Source organism: Thiomicrospira sp. S5 (assembly GCF_003991075.1).
Classification (GTDB): domain Bacteria; phylum Pseudomonadota; class Gammaproteobacteria; order Thiomicrospirales; family Thiomicrospiraceae; genus Hydrogenovibrio; species Hydrogenovibrio thermophilus.
The window spans coordinates 2485740-2500825 of the sequence record NZ_CP014470.1 but is presented as its reverse complement, the minus strand read 5'-3'; the positions used below and the strand labels follow the sequence as shown (position 1 = coordinate 2500825).

General features: G+C 39.8%; 10 protein-coding genes and 1 pseudogene. 10 read left to right on the top strand and 1 reads right to left on the bottom strand.

The genetic code is table 11. The annotated features are described in order from the left end of the window. Positions 1-99: 99 nt before the first annotated feature. From AYJ59_RS11580 to AYJ59_RS11555, 6 genes are all read left to right on the top strand, one after another. A complete protein-coding gene (locus AYJ59_RS11580; protein ID WP_029939605.1) occupies positions 100-1488 on the top strand; it encodes an MFS transporter in 1389 nt (462 codons plus the stop codon). 72 nt (positions 1489-1560) lie between these two features. After that, on the top strand, positions 1561-2160 hold the full coding sequence (gene ssb / locus AYJ59_RS11575) for a single-stranded DNA-binding protein (RefSeq protein ID WP_127120172.1): 600 nt from the start codon (positions 1561-1563) through the stop codon (positions 2158-2160). Positions 2161-2308: 148 nt separating this feature from the next. Next, positions 2309-3514, top strand: coding sequence for a tyrosine-type recombinase/integrase (locus AYJ59_RS11570; protein WP_206197879.1), 1206 nt, complete (start codon positions 2309-2311; stop codon positions 3512-3514). After that, positions 3515-5065, top strand: a complete 1551-nt coding sequence (locus tag AYJ59_RS11565) for a site-specific integrase (RefSeq protein ID WP_127120171.1) — start codon at positions 3515-3517, stop codon at positions 5063-5065. It abuts the gene before it with no gap. Continuing rightward, complete coding sequence (locus tag AYJ59_RS11560; protein WP_127120170.1) at positions 5058-7088, top strand: integrase; 2031 nt, start codon at positions 5058-5060, stop codon at positions 7086-7088. The genes AYJ59_RS11565 and AYJ59_RS11560 overlap by 8 nt, the downstream gene beginning before the upstream one ends. Then, a complete protein-coding gene (locus AYJ59_RS11555; protein ID WP_237260332.1) occupies positions 7075-7488 on the top strand; it encodes a hypothetical protein in 414 nt (137 codons plus the stop codon). The genes AYJ59_RS11560 and AYJ59_RS11555 overlap by 14 nt, the downstream gene beginning before the upstream one ends. A gap of 465 nt (positions 7489-7953) precedes the next feature. Here the strand turns inward: AYJ59_RS11555 and AYJ59_RS13095 are convergent. Continuing rightward, positions 7954-8325, bottom strand: a pseudogene (locus AYJ59_RS13095) (IS3 family transposase); the annotation flags it as partial. Positions 8326-8599: 274 nt separating this feature from the next. On the opposite strand from AYJ59_RS13095, the gene AYJ59_RS11550 reads away from it, so the two are divergent. The 4 genes from AYJ59_RS11550 (at position 8600) to AYJ59_RS11535 (ending at position 15085) form a co-directional block, all read left to right on the top strand. Then, entirely contained in the window at positions 8600-11497 is a 2898-nt protein-coding gene (locus tag AYJ59_RS11550; protein WP_127120168.1) for a hypothetical protein, read from the top strand. Then, on the top strand, positions 11494-11940 hold the full coding sequence (locus AYJ59_RS11545; protein ID WP_127120167.1) for a response regulator: 447 nt from the start codon (positions 11494-11496) through the stop codon (positions 11938-11940). The genes AYJ59_RS11550 and AYJ59_RS11545 overlap by 4 nt, the downstream gene beginning before the upstream one ends. Position 11941: 1 nt before the next feature. Next, positions 11942-13096 (top strand): phosphorylase family protein, encoded by a 1155-nt coding sequence (locus tag AYJ59_RS11540; RefSeq protein ID WP_127120166.1) that lies wholly within the window; start codon positions 11942-11944, stop codon positions 13094-13096. A gap of 1374 nt (positions 13097-14470) precedes the next feature. Beyond that, positions 14471-15085, top strand: a complete 615-nt coding sequence (locus AYJ59_RS11535; RefSeq protein ID WP_225972372.1) for a hypothetical protein — start codon at positions 14471-14473, stop codon at positions 15083-15085. Position 15086: the final 1 nt, after the last annotated feature.

Sequence of the window (15086 nt, the reverse complement as noted above, 5' to 3'; positions counted from 1 at the left end):
TTCCGCCAAGCGGAACAATGCTATAATGCGTGCTATTTTTGAAAAACCATGGAACGGCCGGGCTGGCCGCCAACAACGATAAATGACAGGATACCATAAATGTCTGAAATGAGCCGTCGCATGAGCCCGACGGAAAGGCGCGCCGCTTTTTCCGTTGCCGGAATCTTCTCCACCCGAATGCTGGGTCTGTTTATGATTTTCCCGGTGTTCGCCTTGTTCGCGCACGAAGAGTTCGAAGGGGTGACCGCAACCCAAATCGGGATTGCGATGGGGATTTACGGTTTAACGCAGGCATTTTTGCAGATTCCGTACGGCATGTTGTCGGACCGGTTCGGCCGGAAGCCGCTGATCATTCTGGGCATGTTGGTGTTTATGGTCGGTTCGATCGTGTGTGCGTTGGCCGATTCCATCGAAATGATGATCGTCGGGCGGGCGTTGCAAGGCATGGGCGCCGTGGCCGCGGTTCTGATGGCGACGGTGGCGGATTTGGTGTCGGAACAATTCCGGTTGCGTGCTATGTCGATTGTCGGCATGACCATCGGCTTGTCGTTTACGGTTTCGTTGGTCGCCGGCCCAATGTTGGGCGAGCTGTTTGGTGTGCGCGGAATTTTCTGGGCCATAGCAGGCCTGGCTGTTTTGGGGGTTCTGTTGGTCATTTTTATGGTGCCGAAAATTTCCAACCAAACCTTTCAACGTGAAGCCGAAGCCGACCCGAGCCAGTTCAAAGATGTGATTAAAAACCCACAATTATTGCGTTTGGACATCGGGGTGTTTGTTCTGCATGCCATCTTGACGGCGATGTTTATCGCCGTGCCGTTCTTGATTCGCGATACCGCCGGCTTGGATTCGTTGCACCACTGGGAGTTGTATTTGCCGGTGATGCTGCTGTCATTTGCCTTGATGGTGCCGTTCATTATCCAGGCGGAGTCGAAAGGCCGGATGAAGCCGATTTTCGTCGGTGCGGTGCTGACGGTGAGCTTGATGCAATTGGCGTTGTTGTATGGCGCGGAAGGTTTCTGGTCGATGTTCGTGATTCTGCTGGTGTTTTTCACGGCGTTTAACTTACTGGAAGCGAGTCTTCCGTCTTTGGTGGTGAAATTGTCGCCGGCGGATAAGAAAGGCACGGCCAGTGGTGTCTATTCCAGCAGCCAGTTTTTAGGCGCGGCCTGTGGCGGTGCCTTGGGTGGCTGGTTCTACCAATTGTATGGTATGGATGGCCTGTTTTTGTTTACCGCCGGAATGGGGCTGGTTTGGTTTGCCGTCGCCGCGACGATGGTGAAGCCGTTGCCGTTGAGCATCGCGTCGGTTCCGTTTACCGGTGTGTTGAGTGAGGCGGATCGCGACGCTTATACCGCCAAGCTGTTGTCTTACGATGGTGTGCATGAGGTGGTGTTCATGCCGGACGATCAGCGGGTCTACTTTAAGGTGGACCGCACTCGAATTGATGAAGCGGGCCTGATTGACTACCTTGAAAAAGGCCTTGCGTAAGTTATATCTTTTTTACGTCAAACAGGGTATGATTTCCCGATTAAAGGATGAAAGAATTTTTTGGAGTAAAGTATGGCGCGTGGAGTAAATAAAGTCATTTTGGTTGGTACCCTGGGGCGTGACCCTGAGGTGAAATACGCTGCAAACGGTAATGCGATTGCCAACCTGAATGTCGCCACTTCCGAGCAATGGACGGATAAGGCGTCCGGTCAGAAACAGGAAAAAACCGAATGGCACCGTGTGGTGATTTTCGGTAAATTGGCGGAAATTGCCGGGCAATATCTGACCAAAGGCTCACAAGTGTATTTGGAAGGCAAATTGCAAACGCGTAAATGGCAGGACCAAAATACCGGGCAAGATCGTTACTCCACGGAAGTTGTCATCGACTTTAACGGGCAAATGCAGATGTTGGGCGGCGGGAGCCGTCAGTCGGATGCCCCTTACGATAACGGCTTCGGTGCACAAGGCGCGCCACAGATGACACAACCGAATGCCATGGGCGGTAACCCAATGGGGGGTGCACCGCAACAGCAAGCCGCACAGCCGAGCTACGGGCAACAGACGCCTCAACAGGGTTTTGGTGGTGGTCAGCAGCCAAATAATCCGGCTCCGGCGCAACAGGTTCCGGCTTATACCGCCAATGACTTTGACGATGATGATGTGCCGTTCTGACCTTTACCTGTTAAGCTATTGTAAAGTTTAGCCGGTTAAGTTGTTGTTAAATATTATTTAAAGTTAAAGTGCCTAACAAATATTATGTTAGGTATTTTTTTAAGTTATTATTGTAAGTATTACGTTAAAAAATGTTAATGGTGGTGGCTTGAAGATTTCAATTCAAAGCTTTGTGATGGATAATGGTGAGCGTTATTGCCTTTTGGTTGATGCTAACTCAAGCGTGCCCTTGTTTTATCCAAATTTATTTGTAACAACTCAAGTGAGAAACGCCTCCTTGTCTTTCGCTTCCATGGAAAGTGCTTTGTCATCAATATCTGTTTTGCTGAAATTTTGTGATGAGCATGAGATTGATTTGGTTGAAAGGCTTAGGTCAGGCGTTTTTTTAAAATTGAATGAGGTTGATGCATTAGCCGATTACTGTCAGTTCAACCTTTCAAGCAAAGTTGCTGCAAATAAAGTAACAAGTCTAGCCAAGGCGAGAAAGCCAAGGGTTGCTAACGAAACGGTTTACAGAAGGCTTTCGGTGATAGCAAAGTATTTAGAATGGTTAGGGACTTTGTTGAGCGTTAGTGGTGCTGTGGATCAGAAAAAACTGGGCGCTTTAGTTAAAAAAATTCGTTCACGGCGACCGGTAAAAAAAGGTCGTAATCAGTCATTGGTTGAAAAAGGGTTGTCTGATGAGCAAGTGGATTTGTTGTTTGAGGTTTTTCGTCCGGAATCGGATTTAAATCCTTTTGAGGGTAAGTCAACGAAGGTACGTAATCGACTAATGTTTTTGATGTTGCATTATCTGGGAATAAGGATGGGTGAGCTGCTTTCAATAAAGGTTAAGGACGTTGACTTCTCTAATAACCAAATAGTGATTGCAAGACGTGCGGATGAGAAATCAGATCCGAGGGTCGATCAGCCTTTAGTTAAGACAATGGACAGGAGAATTCCGCTTAAAGAGAGTCTTGCAGCCGAGATTCATAACTACGTGATGAATTATCGTAGAAAAGAGATGTCAGCAAGAAAACACGAATACTTGTTCGTTGTTCATAAGCCGGGTCCAACATCTGGGCAACCTGTTTCAAAAGCGACCTATAACAAGGTGATGACCACTGTTAAGGCTTTGTCGCCTAAACTCATTGATTTCACTGGTCATGCATTGCGCCACAAATGGAATGAACGCTTTTCACAGTTAATGGATTCTATGGATGAATCGCCTGATGAGGTTCAGCAAGAGCAGCTTCGTTCATGGTTAATGGGCTGGAAGCAAGGTTCAGGTACTGCGGCGCATTACAATCAGCGTTGCATCAAAAATAAAGCTAACGAAGCATTTCTTAAACTACAAACAGGAATTGAAAAGTAGATGGAAAATAAGTTGAGAAAGCTTTCAGCGAGTGATTCTGGAGAAAATGAATTTACTTCTAAACCAGGTTATAAGATTTTATTTGATGATACTGTGTGGCATTTAGATAAGAACCGTTCGGTAGGTTTTGAAAAAATAAGATCTTTATTAGGCAGCAATGATGTTTTTGAATCTTTTAAATGTGTAATGCAATTTTATGCGAAAAACTATTCATCTTCTCATTGTGTCAATATGCATACACACTTTACATCTTTTCTAAAAGAGAGTTCACAAAATAATATTGATACCAATGCACTAATTAATTTTAGGCATCTGCTGGGGCGTGAAAGAGAATATATTTTAGGTTCTCTCGCAGGCTTCCTCAAAAAATGGCATGAACTCGGGTATGAAGGAGTTTCTGATGAGGTTGTGGATTTGCTGGATTCATGGCGTTTAAAAGGAAATGTTAAAGGCGATGTAGTTAAACGGTTAGACCCTGAGCAAGGTCCACTAACAGATATAGAGCTGCAAAACATTAATGAAGCAGCGGCAAGTTTGTACGAAGAAAATAATATAACAATTGATCAGTTTGCAATGGTTCGTTTGCTAAGTGCGACCGGTCGGCGCCCTATTCAGCTTTCTCACATGAAACTGAAAGATATTATGCATGGAAGTAACAAAAACCAAGGCTTCGCTTATGTATTAAATATCCCGAGAGCAAAACAGCGTGGCGTTGGTTTTAGAGAGTCATTTAAGCAAATGCAAGTTACCGAAGATTTATGGCGCATTCTTGATTTGCAGCGTTCAAATGTTATTTCAAAGTTTGAAGATAAGTTTGGGAAGATGGGTGACAAAGTGATTCTGGAACTCCCTGTTTTTCCGGATTACAAACCCTTAAAGAAATGCAGTGAGGCCAATCAACTCGTTAATGATTTAGCCTTGGATGTTTTGCATTGTGAACGAGCTGAGTTTTCCAAAGCTGCGGAAGCCGTTGTTCAAAAAGCCGAGGTTATGTCAGAAAGAACAGGTAGGCTTATAAATATCAATGCACAGCGCTTTAGATATTCGGTGGGAACCCGTGCGGCTAGAGAAGGTTATGGAACACTTATTATTGCTGAGCTGCTTGACCATACTGACACGCAGAACGCTCAAGTTTATGTGGAAAATGTCCCTGAATATGCACGAAGAATAAATGATAAAGTCGGTCACCTGCTTGTCCCTTATGCTAATGCATTTAGGGGCATCATCGTTGATGACGAGGGTGAAGCTCGAAGAGGAAAAGACTCCTCTAGTCGTATAAGGTTAAATCCGCATGAGAATGTGGGAACATGTGGTAGTTATGATTTTTGTGGTTCCAGAGTGCCAATACCTTGCTATACATGCAATCACTTTCAGCCTTGGTTGGAAGCCCCTCATGAAAAGGTTTTGCAAGAGTTAATTGAAGAGCGTGAAAGAGTTTATCAACAAACAAATGACCTTGCCATTGCCGCTGCTAATGATAGAGCAATCATTGCAGTAACTGAAGTAGTCGCGCTCTGTAATGAGCGCAGAGAGGCAATGAATCATGGCTGAAATACTTCACTTTACGCCCAAAAAAGAACTTGATGCGGCACGGAATTTAAAGCAGTTTATAAGCTTGTGCAAGAATCAGTTAACTGTTTTCGGTGCGGATTTGCATTGGGATGATTGGAAATGGCCTAAAGCGGCTAATTTCACCAAGGTCGGGGTTAAGTCTAGGAGCGTAAATCCTGATTCTGATTTGTTGGCGCCAGAGTTTATAGGGTTTGCTAAAGCCTACTTTCGTTATCAACAAGGTCATAAACCAACAGTAGCCAAAAATGAAATGCGAGCGTTAAGAACTATAGAACAAGCACTTTTAAAGCTCAATGGTTCGGCAGATATTTCTAAGATTTCGATTTCAGTGTTAGGTGAAGCTGCGGTGGTTGCTCGGCAGTCTTATGAAAAAACGGCCGCCTATCATGCTGGCCGGGAAATTGAACGACTAGCTAAGTTTGTCAGTGACAAAAACCTAGTTCCAGAAAAGTTGGATTCATGGAAAAACCCGATAAAGCGAGCCAATGATCGAGTCAACACGGGCCAGAAAGCTAAATCAGACCGAGAAAAGAAACTTCCATCCTCGGATGTGCTTGAAGCGATGGCGGAGATATTTGCATCCAACCCTGATAACCCTAGAGATATTTTTACATCATCAGTGTTTGCGATGCTTATGTGTGCTCCATCACGAATAGCAGAAATCTTGCTTTTACCTGTGGACTGCGAAGTGGAAGAAAAGGATGGCCAGGGTGATATTCAGTATGGGTGGCGTTTTTATTCTGGAAAGGGCTTTGGTGGTGATATTAAGTGGATACCAAAAGTAATGGTACCGATAGCCAAAGAGTCGATTGCAAGAATAAAATCATTAACAGAACCCGCACGTTATTTAGCTAAATGGATTGAAGGTAACCCTCGAAGTTTCTATCCGCACAGGGGATGCCCAAAAGTTAATTCAAATACAAAATTAACAGCAATTGAAGCAGCAATGGCTTTAGGGTTTGTTGCTAGAGATAAGAATTCCGCCCAAACCTCATTATCGGGAATGAAGTTGAAAATATATGATTTCAGCTATAGCTTAAGTGAGCTTTGGAATGATTATGTGATGCTGCGACAACCGGAGGGTTTTTCGTGGCTGTCGAAAGAACAAGACATTAAGTACAGCAATGCTCTTTTTTGTATGACGAGAAATCTACTCCATGATCAAAGAGGAAATTCGCCGGTTATTCTTTGGGCTCCGACTAACAATGTGTTCAATAACGACTTGTCTCCAAGGGCCTCATTAAACAAAGATGTGCATAAAAGCATTTTTGATCGCTATGGCTATAAAGATGCTCAAGGTAATAGGTTAAAAGCGACATCGCATCAAATGCGCCACCTCTTATCTACCATAGCCGAACGCGGTGGTATGGCACAGGACGAGTTAGCTAAATGGGCAGGGCGTGCTGACGCAAAACAAAACCGTGTTTATAACCAAATGAGTGAATTTGAAATGGTTGTACGTGCCGAGCAGTTCGACCCATCCAAATCATTATTTGGCCCTGTTGGTGAAGCTAAAAAGCATATCCCTGTCACAATTCAAGAGTTCAATACCCTGGAAAAAGGCACAGCGCATGTCACCGAGTATGGTTTCTGCGTCCATGACTATACTATCTCGCCTTGTGATAAGTACCGTGATTGCTTGAACTGCGCCGAGCAGGTATGCGTTAAGGGTGAGGAAGAGAAGCTGCGCCGAATAAAAGCTCAGCTGGCGGAAGTTGAAGAGCAGTTTAAAGCTTCTGAAAGGGCTATCCAAAAAGGTTTAGCCGGTGCAGATCGCTGGTATGAGTATCATCTTCACACCCTTACCCACTTGAGGCAATTGGTTGAAATTCTTGAAGACCCTAACGTATCTGACGGCTCGTTGATTAAGCTTGCTAACGACAAATCTTTTTCACAAACGAATCGAGTGTTGCGAAACAAACATGGTGAAAACAGGTTAAAACAAGACCAGCAGAAACTAGCTGAGCAAGCAAAAGTACGGCTAGGAGGTGGCCTTGGCTAAGCACTTATCAAAAAGGGATATTGAAGCGGTTGTTAACCATATTCTTGGCTGGGGTGATGATAAGCTCACTTGGAATGCCGTTCTGGATACGATTGAGCCGTTAATTGGCTTCAGACCGACACGTCAGACACTCTATGCAAACCAAGATATTCGAGATGCTTTTAAGTCCAGGAAAACAGGAATTAGGCAGCGTGGTCAGGATAAGCCAAAGCCCAGCAATCTGAGTGTGGCTGCAGAACGTATTGCTCATCTTCGAGCAGAAAATGACATGCTCAAGCAAAAAAATGCAGCATTGTTGGAGCAGTTTGTTAGATGGCAATACAACGCGTATAAGTACGGCTTAACAGAGCAAAATCTGAATGAACCTATGCCAGAAATTGATAGGGAAAGGACTGATTGAGTTGATGGAGATAAATGTGAGCCAAGGTAACGAAGACTCTATTTTAAACGGCTTATCTGATAGTGAAGCTCTGAATGTTTTGGCAAAGAGCTATGTCCTTAGCTGTTAAAAAATATATATTGAGCAAATACCCCCGGGGTTTTCGTTACGGAGTATATATTGTAGAGTTGCTTTCGTTATTAATGTTGAGGTTTGTTTATGTACACATTTGAATGAAAAAAAGCCCTAGTATTTAGGGCTTTTGTTCTTCACGCATTTCCTCTTAGATATCCCGGCTCGTCCAAGGACCATCCTGTGATGGTGGGGCAGTCACCTTTGCTGTTCCAAAGTCCGTATGTGATCTGACTTAGTTAATGATTATAAGTGTTTTTGTCAGAAATTGCAGTCTAGTTATTTTTTATGAGTAAATTCGTAGTGGTGGTTTGAATAGCCACTAAAAGCCTAGAAACTTTTTAACCTCATTCTTTACTGCTTCTCGTATTCAACCGGTAAAAGTTGATTGTTAGAAGAATGATGTCGTAAAACATTTCGATGTAATCAAAAATGTCTTGGCGTGCTTCATTCTGGTTTGTGTATATCTTTCGCTTGATACGTTCTCGATTCAATAGTTGGGAAGGAATTTTCTACCACCGCATTGTCGTGACAACCGCCTCTGGCCATGCTGGCTTCTAAATTATGGGGCTTTAAAAAATGGCTCCAGTTATGACTGGTGTATTTGGTTACCTTGGTTATTTTGGGTTGTATCGACCAGCCAGTGATTCGTCAAGAAAACAGGTCAATTTCTACCGCTAGGTACAACCAATTTTCGTGAGTTCGGATATGAGTAGTATCCGTAACCTAGGATTGATTAAGCACTTTTGAGTTAAAATTGTAGTAGTCAGGCAAAAAAATACAGCTTTGTTAGAGCAATTTGTAGTTTGGCAGTACAATACTTATAAGTACGGACTAACAACACAAAGTCTTAATGAACCTTTGCCCATCATTGATAGATAAAAAACTCAATAATAAAAAGTTGAGTATTAAATTTTCAGAAAAACATTCTAAAAATTGGGTATTACATTCTAAAAATTTTATTTATTAAATTTTAAGTATCTCAACTGGAAATAATTTCGTGATCACTTTAGGTAGTTCTTTTTCTAAAATTAAATCAAGTAAAACAAGAAATCTATTAAGAGGATTGATTGGAGAAAATGATAAATATAAAGTCAATAAAACTTTATCGAAGTTAAGAAAGTTTTCTTCATCATCTGATTTCATTAGTTCAGTGAGTGTTTTGAGAAGCAGTGACTTGTTCCAAGATAATGGGATTTATAGAGATTTTTCGAATCGATTTTTAAGGCAGACCGAGGCTGTAAACAAAGGGGTATATTTCCCTGTAGAGATGATATTAAGAGGTATTAACCACAATAAAAAAGAACTGTTGAAAGCATTAGACGAATATCGAGCCTTGTTTGTATTAATACAGCGAGAAGATATGAGTAATGCGATTAAATTAGTGGACTCATTAATTGAAAAAAAATATTTATCTCTCACGCTGGTAAAAGTACTATTTTTTATCAAAAACAATATTGATGATAAAGAGAATAAGTCTAAAGCTTCCCAGGTTGATGAGATTCTAACTAAGACAGAGATTGGTAATATTAGCTACCTTGAAAATGCCATAAGGGAGTTAATAAACCCTAGAACAGAATACTTAAATATTCATCAGCGAATTACAGACCATGTAAGTGAATATTCAACGAGTATGGTTGCAAAAAGCTTTATTTATCCTGTTCCAAAAACTAGAAATATATTTGAAAAAACGGTCAGTGGCTACTATGAACTGTCATTGTTGGACAGTTTTTTTTATGCGGTGAGGGTATTTCAATCAATTCCTACGATGTTTGATGATTATTCCGTTCAGCTTGATTCAAGCTTAATTGAAGCTTATCTGAAGCTCTCAGGAATAAGGGTTAGCGATTTCACCATTCTAAGCACGCATAACGAGATTCCTAACTTTTTCAAAGAGTCGTTTTTGTTAATGGAATTGGATGAATGTTTTGAGTATAGAACCGTTCATTGTGCTCTATATAATAAAAATCAGAATAAGTTTTCTGAAATAGGTTCTTTTGAGTCTGCATTGCTTAATGGTTATTTTAAAGAAATAGAAAATTTAAAAGATTTGAGTTTCGTTGAGAATAGTACAGCGAACATTAAAAAGTTTAACTCTAAAGGTTGTTGCCTCTTGGAGAATTCAACCGCTTTAGTGTATGTGCTCAATAAGTTGAATGGCGATATAACTGGTCAAGAGTATGAGTTTGTCAGGTTAATGTCATTTACAAAAAATATAGGGTTGATTTGTCCGCAATCATATCTTATTAAAATCACTAGTAATGCTATATCTGATGAGCTGAGATTAGTGTCTTCTTGCCTTTCTGTAATCTCTGATAAAAATGATATATCCGAACACGATTTGCGCTCAACAATTGAAGAGATTGCTGAGACAAAAGGTGAAGATCTGTTAGGTTTAATTCAGCGTTTATACGCTATTTCGCCTTCAGTATCAGAGCATTTAATTCAAGTTTGTGATCAAAATTTTATCAGTACTTTATTTGAGCTAACTGAAAAACCGATTAAAGCGACAGAGACTAGAATAAATATTTTGGAGTGGTATGGAAATGAAACTGGAGATGATCTTTCAATAGAACGAGCTCGTAACTTAAGAGTTGAATTACAAATTAGCAAACACAGAGATACCATCGATGACTCAAGGATTTATGCGGACCCGTTTAAATTTACTCAATGGGTTACAGACAATGTTTTAGATGAAATTATTCTGATTTTAGAAAAAGCTGATAGTGCAAAAATTTTGGCAAGTTTTAATAAAGTTGATTGGAGTGCTGTAGGTACCTCTTTAAATCATGTTGAGCAGATTGGGTATCATCTGCTTAGAAGTTACAATGAATTTTGTGAAAACAAACTTTTTGGTGTTTCTTCATACTTGGGGCGAAGAATTCGACATGGTACATTTAAAGGCACAGCTCTGAAGGAAGTTAAAGATATTGCTGATAATCCAAAATATTTGGAATTATTTAAATGTAGAGATTTTGAAATAAAGTTTTATGATTGGCTTGGTGAATATGAAGGTATGCTTAACCGATTAAAAAAGGAATATTTGCATATAAATGATAAAGCTCATAAGAATGGATTAATCTTTCCTGGACTAGATACTCACTCTAAGCTTACGAGCGCAAATAATATGTATAGAGAAGTTTGCACAGCATACTACAACAATGAAAATGTAACGAATATTCCGTATTTAATTTTGGATTTTTGTTGGCGCTTTATTGAAGAAGACCTAACAAAAATTAAATCATTTTTAGATGAGCAAAAATCCAGAAACGGACATTTTTGTTATGACTTAAAGTCCTTCAATGGGGAGACTAGAAAGCTTTCTTATGACTTTAAACAAGAAGTTAACTCTATAACCGCAGACAAGTTTAGAACAATCTCATCGTGGTTTAATAAACCTTCTTATGCAACTCTTTCAGTAAAAACTGACTTACTGTTTAATGCTGTAATTGAGGAAGTGAAGGAGTCGGTTGTTGGTTTTAATCCAACTATAGTTTTAAAAGGAAATCTATATTATTTAAATGGTGTGGATTCTTTTGTGGTTTATGATGCTTTATTTATATTGATTAGTAATGCAGCAGAAAATGGAAAAAGGGGTGGAACCATCCAACTTGTTACCGATGAAAACAGGGAAGGGCAGTGTATAAAAATAACTATTGTCTCGGAAGTTGATAGTGATGCAGACTTAGCTAAAGCCAAAGGTGAAATTGAATCTAAAATGGCCTCCTCTGATGATTCGGAGTTCCAAGACGCTCATATAGTTGAAAGTGGTTCGGGCATAAAAAAATTGAAGTTGCTTGAAAAAGCAGGTGATATTGGGAACGTGGAGTATGGTTTTGATCAGTCAAACAGGACTATTTCGGCATCATTTGATTTTTATGTGAGCTATGTTTCATGAATATACTAGTGGTGGAAGACGATTGCTTCAAATATACACGCATTGAAAAATTAATAAGAAACGAAAAACCATCAAGTTTTATTGATTTCTTTGGTAATGCACGAGAAGCTGTTTTATTTATTAAAAAGAATAACCCCGATAAAATTATTTTAGATATGTCTTTACCTAGTCATCCTCAAAAGAAAGGTGAAGGTAGTGGCTTGCCCTTGCCAAAAGGCGGAATGGAAGTGATTCTTACTTTACGTAGGATTGGAAAGTATTCTATTCCCATAGCCATTTTGACTCAATATGAAGATATAGAAATTAATGATGAATATTATAGTGTAGCGGATGCCAAAGAAATCATTGTCGAGCGATATGGTATTAAGAATCTAACAGTTGCGCTCTACGATAATGATTCATCTGACTGGGAAGTAATTATAAAAGAGTTTTTGAGTAAATAACATGAATATACTGTTGGTAGAAGATGATGATAAGAAAGCAGAAAAGATAGCGGATTTTATTAAGCAAAATGAGTCAATTGATAATCCATGTATTGATCGAAAATGTAATCTAGTCGAAGCTAGAAGAGCCATACACTCAACACAATATGATTTGATTATTTTTGATTTTTATTTACCTAATACTGCCAGTGATGGTGCTGAGGCAATTGATGTTTCATCCGATTTGGTTGGAGAGTTTTCAAACAGTAAGAATTATGTTGTTGAAGCAATAGCGATAACTCAATATGACACATCAGAACTTGAGAGTACGATTAAGTTCTCACGCCATGATGTTTCCGTTGTTCACTTCTCGGAAGATTCTGACGAATGGAAAAGGGCTTTAGAAAAAAAGTTTTCTAAAATTGTTAATAAGACTAAATATGATTTTTTATTATTTTGTGCTCTCCAAGAGGAAAGGAATGCCTATGCAGACGCTGATTGTGAGTTGGGGGGCTTAGCACAAATAAAAGGCTTGGATTGTCAAAAGGTTACTATCGATGGTAAGTATGGGTTATGTATAGTTCCGCCGCAAATGGGACTGGTTTCAATGGGAATTGTTGCGGCAAAGGCAATGGATTATTTTCAGCCTGAAATTGTAGCAATGAGTGGCATCTGCGCTGGAGTAAAAGATGAAGTTAACATGTTAGATGTAGTTGTAGGTAATTATGTGTGGGACTATTCGGCTGGTAAAATGACAGAAGATTCTTTTAAGCCAGAGCCGTATCAATCGATGATTGCAACTGACTTGGTAACGTTTTTGCGCCAAGAAATTGAAAAAGGCCAAGTGCTAAAAAGTATGAAAAGAGATTTGTTTGTTACAGAGCTTAAAAACTCTGGAGCTAAGTTAGCACCTATTGCATCAGGCCCATATGTTCTTGCTGATCAAGATAGAGTTGAAGAAATACAAGGGTTTCATAGAAAAGTGGCTGGTATAGAAATGGAAATGAGCGCGTTTTATAGAGCTGCGGAGCAGTCCATGTGTTCGCCGAAGTACTTTGGGGCTAAATCTGTAGTTGATTTAGGAGATAAAAATAAGGACGATAGCTTTCATGGTGTTGGTTGTAGGTTATCGGCGAGGTTCGTTGTTGACATCTTAAGAGGTTTTTTTGATAGGTAGATATTTTGTTTAAAAATGACCTTCTTTTTAAACCCTTCTTTCAAGAAATTAACTATAAAATTAGAATTCTATAGTGCCTTTTGTCAAGATTTTAAATTCTTCAGGTTTGATTTTAAATCTTCTTAGTATCTGCTTTTTATTGATTTACCCTGTTATGTCCACTGCAGCGAATATCATAATTTGTAGAGCAGTTTTGGTGAAATAGAATGGCTAAAAGCTAGGAAAGGTACCTAAATAAGTTAAAAAACAATCTTGTTCTTGATAAAGAAGGTGCTAATTACCGTAAAAAGGTGCTTTTTATCAGAAACTAAGATTGTTTACGGAATAGCCTTTGATTCCAGATTGGGTAAGGTATGATTTATGTGGGCTTGTAAGATTAAGAAAAAACTGTAAAATTGTGTCTACAACTCTCCCCTAGTGGGGTCATTAAATTGACTTCCGCATGGGACGGAAAAACCGCCAATCGGCGGTTTTTTCATTTATGGTGTCTTGTGAGAAGAGCTCTTCCTTGTGATTGTTTTTGCTTAGCGATTAACCTCTTTAAGGTGAGGCATCTTGTCGAACTCTCAAAAATTCGTCAGTGATGAAAATGTCTAAATTTATTTCATCATGCATGTTTTTAGTTTGTGTTTATTTAAACAGTTGACAGTTCAAATTGATTAGTAAATAATTGATTCAACTCCAATCCGTGAGAATCATTTCGTAAAGATCAAGCTACGCAACTTGTTCAATGAAATTGACGGACCAAGGCTTAAGGGGCGAACTTAGGTCATCTAATAATTATTCCTTATAATGCGCCGGGGCTCTAGAGTAACCTATAACTAGAAGCAGGCTGTATATAGATTCCCTTTTCAAAGTATTATCTTTTTTCGATCATTCATGTTCGGCAAAAAATCGATGAAATTTGTTACAGATTGCATTTGTATTTTGCTGCATATGTATATTGAGAATTTTCTTAATTTACAATGCATCGAAAACTCTAGCAATTGAGCTAGAGTCAATCCGTGCTTATTGAAAGCGACGGTTTTCTTTCTTTTAGGGAACTTGTATTTTACAAGCAGGTTGATGACGATTAATCTGAGTATAAGTATTAATTGATGTGTGACGACTCTCACTAAAAAGTTAATTTTCATAAAATTTATATAGAAAATTTTACAAAATAATTAACTAACTATAATTAAATTTATTTTTATCAATAACATATTATGAATTAGGTACTTTTAACCATTTTAATGGGGTGATGCTTGTCTAACCGGTTGTTATAAAAGGGCCTTTTTAGGCCCTTTTTTGTTTCTGCAGAATGATGGTGTTTTTTTGTTTAATGCTTTGCTGGATTGGCCGATACCTTCTATAGAGGTGTCTAGGATGAATAAAATGGAAATTAGCCCAGCGTTAAGATATTTCTTTAAGAAGTTGGAGCGTAAGTCGGAAGAGTTGCGCCAGGTTCACCTTCTGGAGAAAGACTTGAAAAAAACCGTGCCGTTCGACGAGGTGGAGCGGTTTGCGCGCTCGATTATGACTCAGAATATTTTCATTTACACCGTCGGTGTGAATGGCAAGCGGGAATCGACCATTTTGACGAAGGCGATGTTCAGTATCAATAAAGTGGTGCGTATCTATTACAGTACCAGCTTTGATGAGAGTCAGCAGGGGTTCTTGCGGTTGAGCCCGGATGTCGATCAGCAGTTGATTCTGGTGGAGCGTTTGCATGGCTTCCGGCCAAAGCCGGAATTGCTGTACGCTAGTAAAGACGAGTGTCACGTGATTCGATTTTTCGTTAACTGGCTGTTACGCCGAATCGATTGGGATAAAACCAAAATCGATAATCTGGATTTGTATAAACGCTTTGTGGATATTGAACGCAAGGAACTGGAAGAAGCGATAGCCGCGGAAGAAGCCGAGCGCGAGCACCACGAATTGCAGCGCACCCTAGACAAACATTTTGGCAGCAACAATAAGCATAAAATGCCGTCGCGTTTGCGTCAGTAAT

What these genes read in the sequence shown, in the direction of transcription:
- AYJ59_RS11545 (WP_127120167.1), top strand. Translation starts at nt 11,494, where the DNA reads ATGAATATACTAGTGGTGGAAGACGATTGCTTCAAATATACACGCATT.
- ssb (WP_127120172.1), top strand. Translation starts at nt 1,561, where the DNA reads ATGGCGCGTGGAGTAAATAAAGTCATTTTGGTTGGTACCCTGGGGCGT.
- AYJ59_RS11560 (WP_127120170.1), top strand. Translation starts at nt 5,058, where the DNA reads ATGGCTGAAATACTTCACTTTACGCCCAAAAAAGAACTTGATGCGGCA.
- AYJ59_RS11535 (WP_225972372.1), top strand. Translation starts at nt 14,471, where the DNA reads ATGGAAATTAGCCCAGCGTTAAGATATTTCTTTAAGAAGTTGGAGCGT.
- AYJ59_RS11565 (WP_127120171.1), top strand. Translation starts at nt 3,515, where the DNA reads ATGGAAAATAAGTTGAGAAAGCTTTCAGCGAGTGATTCTGGAGAAAAT.
- AYJ59_RS11580 (WP_029939605.1), top strand. Translation starts at nt 100, where the DNA reads ATGTCTGAAATGAGCCGTCGCATGAGCCCGACGGAAAGGCGCGCCGCT.
- AYJ59_RS11540 (WP_127120166.1), top strand. Translation starts at nt 11,942, where the DNA reads ATGAATATACTGTTGGTAGAAGATGATGATAAGAAAGCAGAAAAGATA.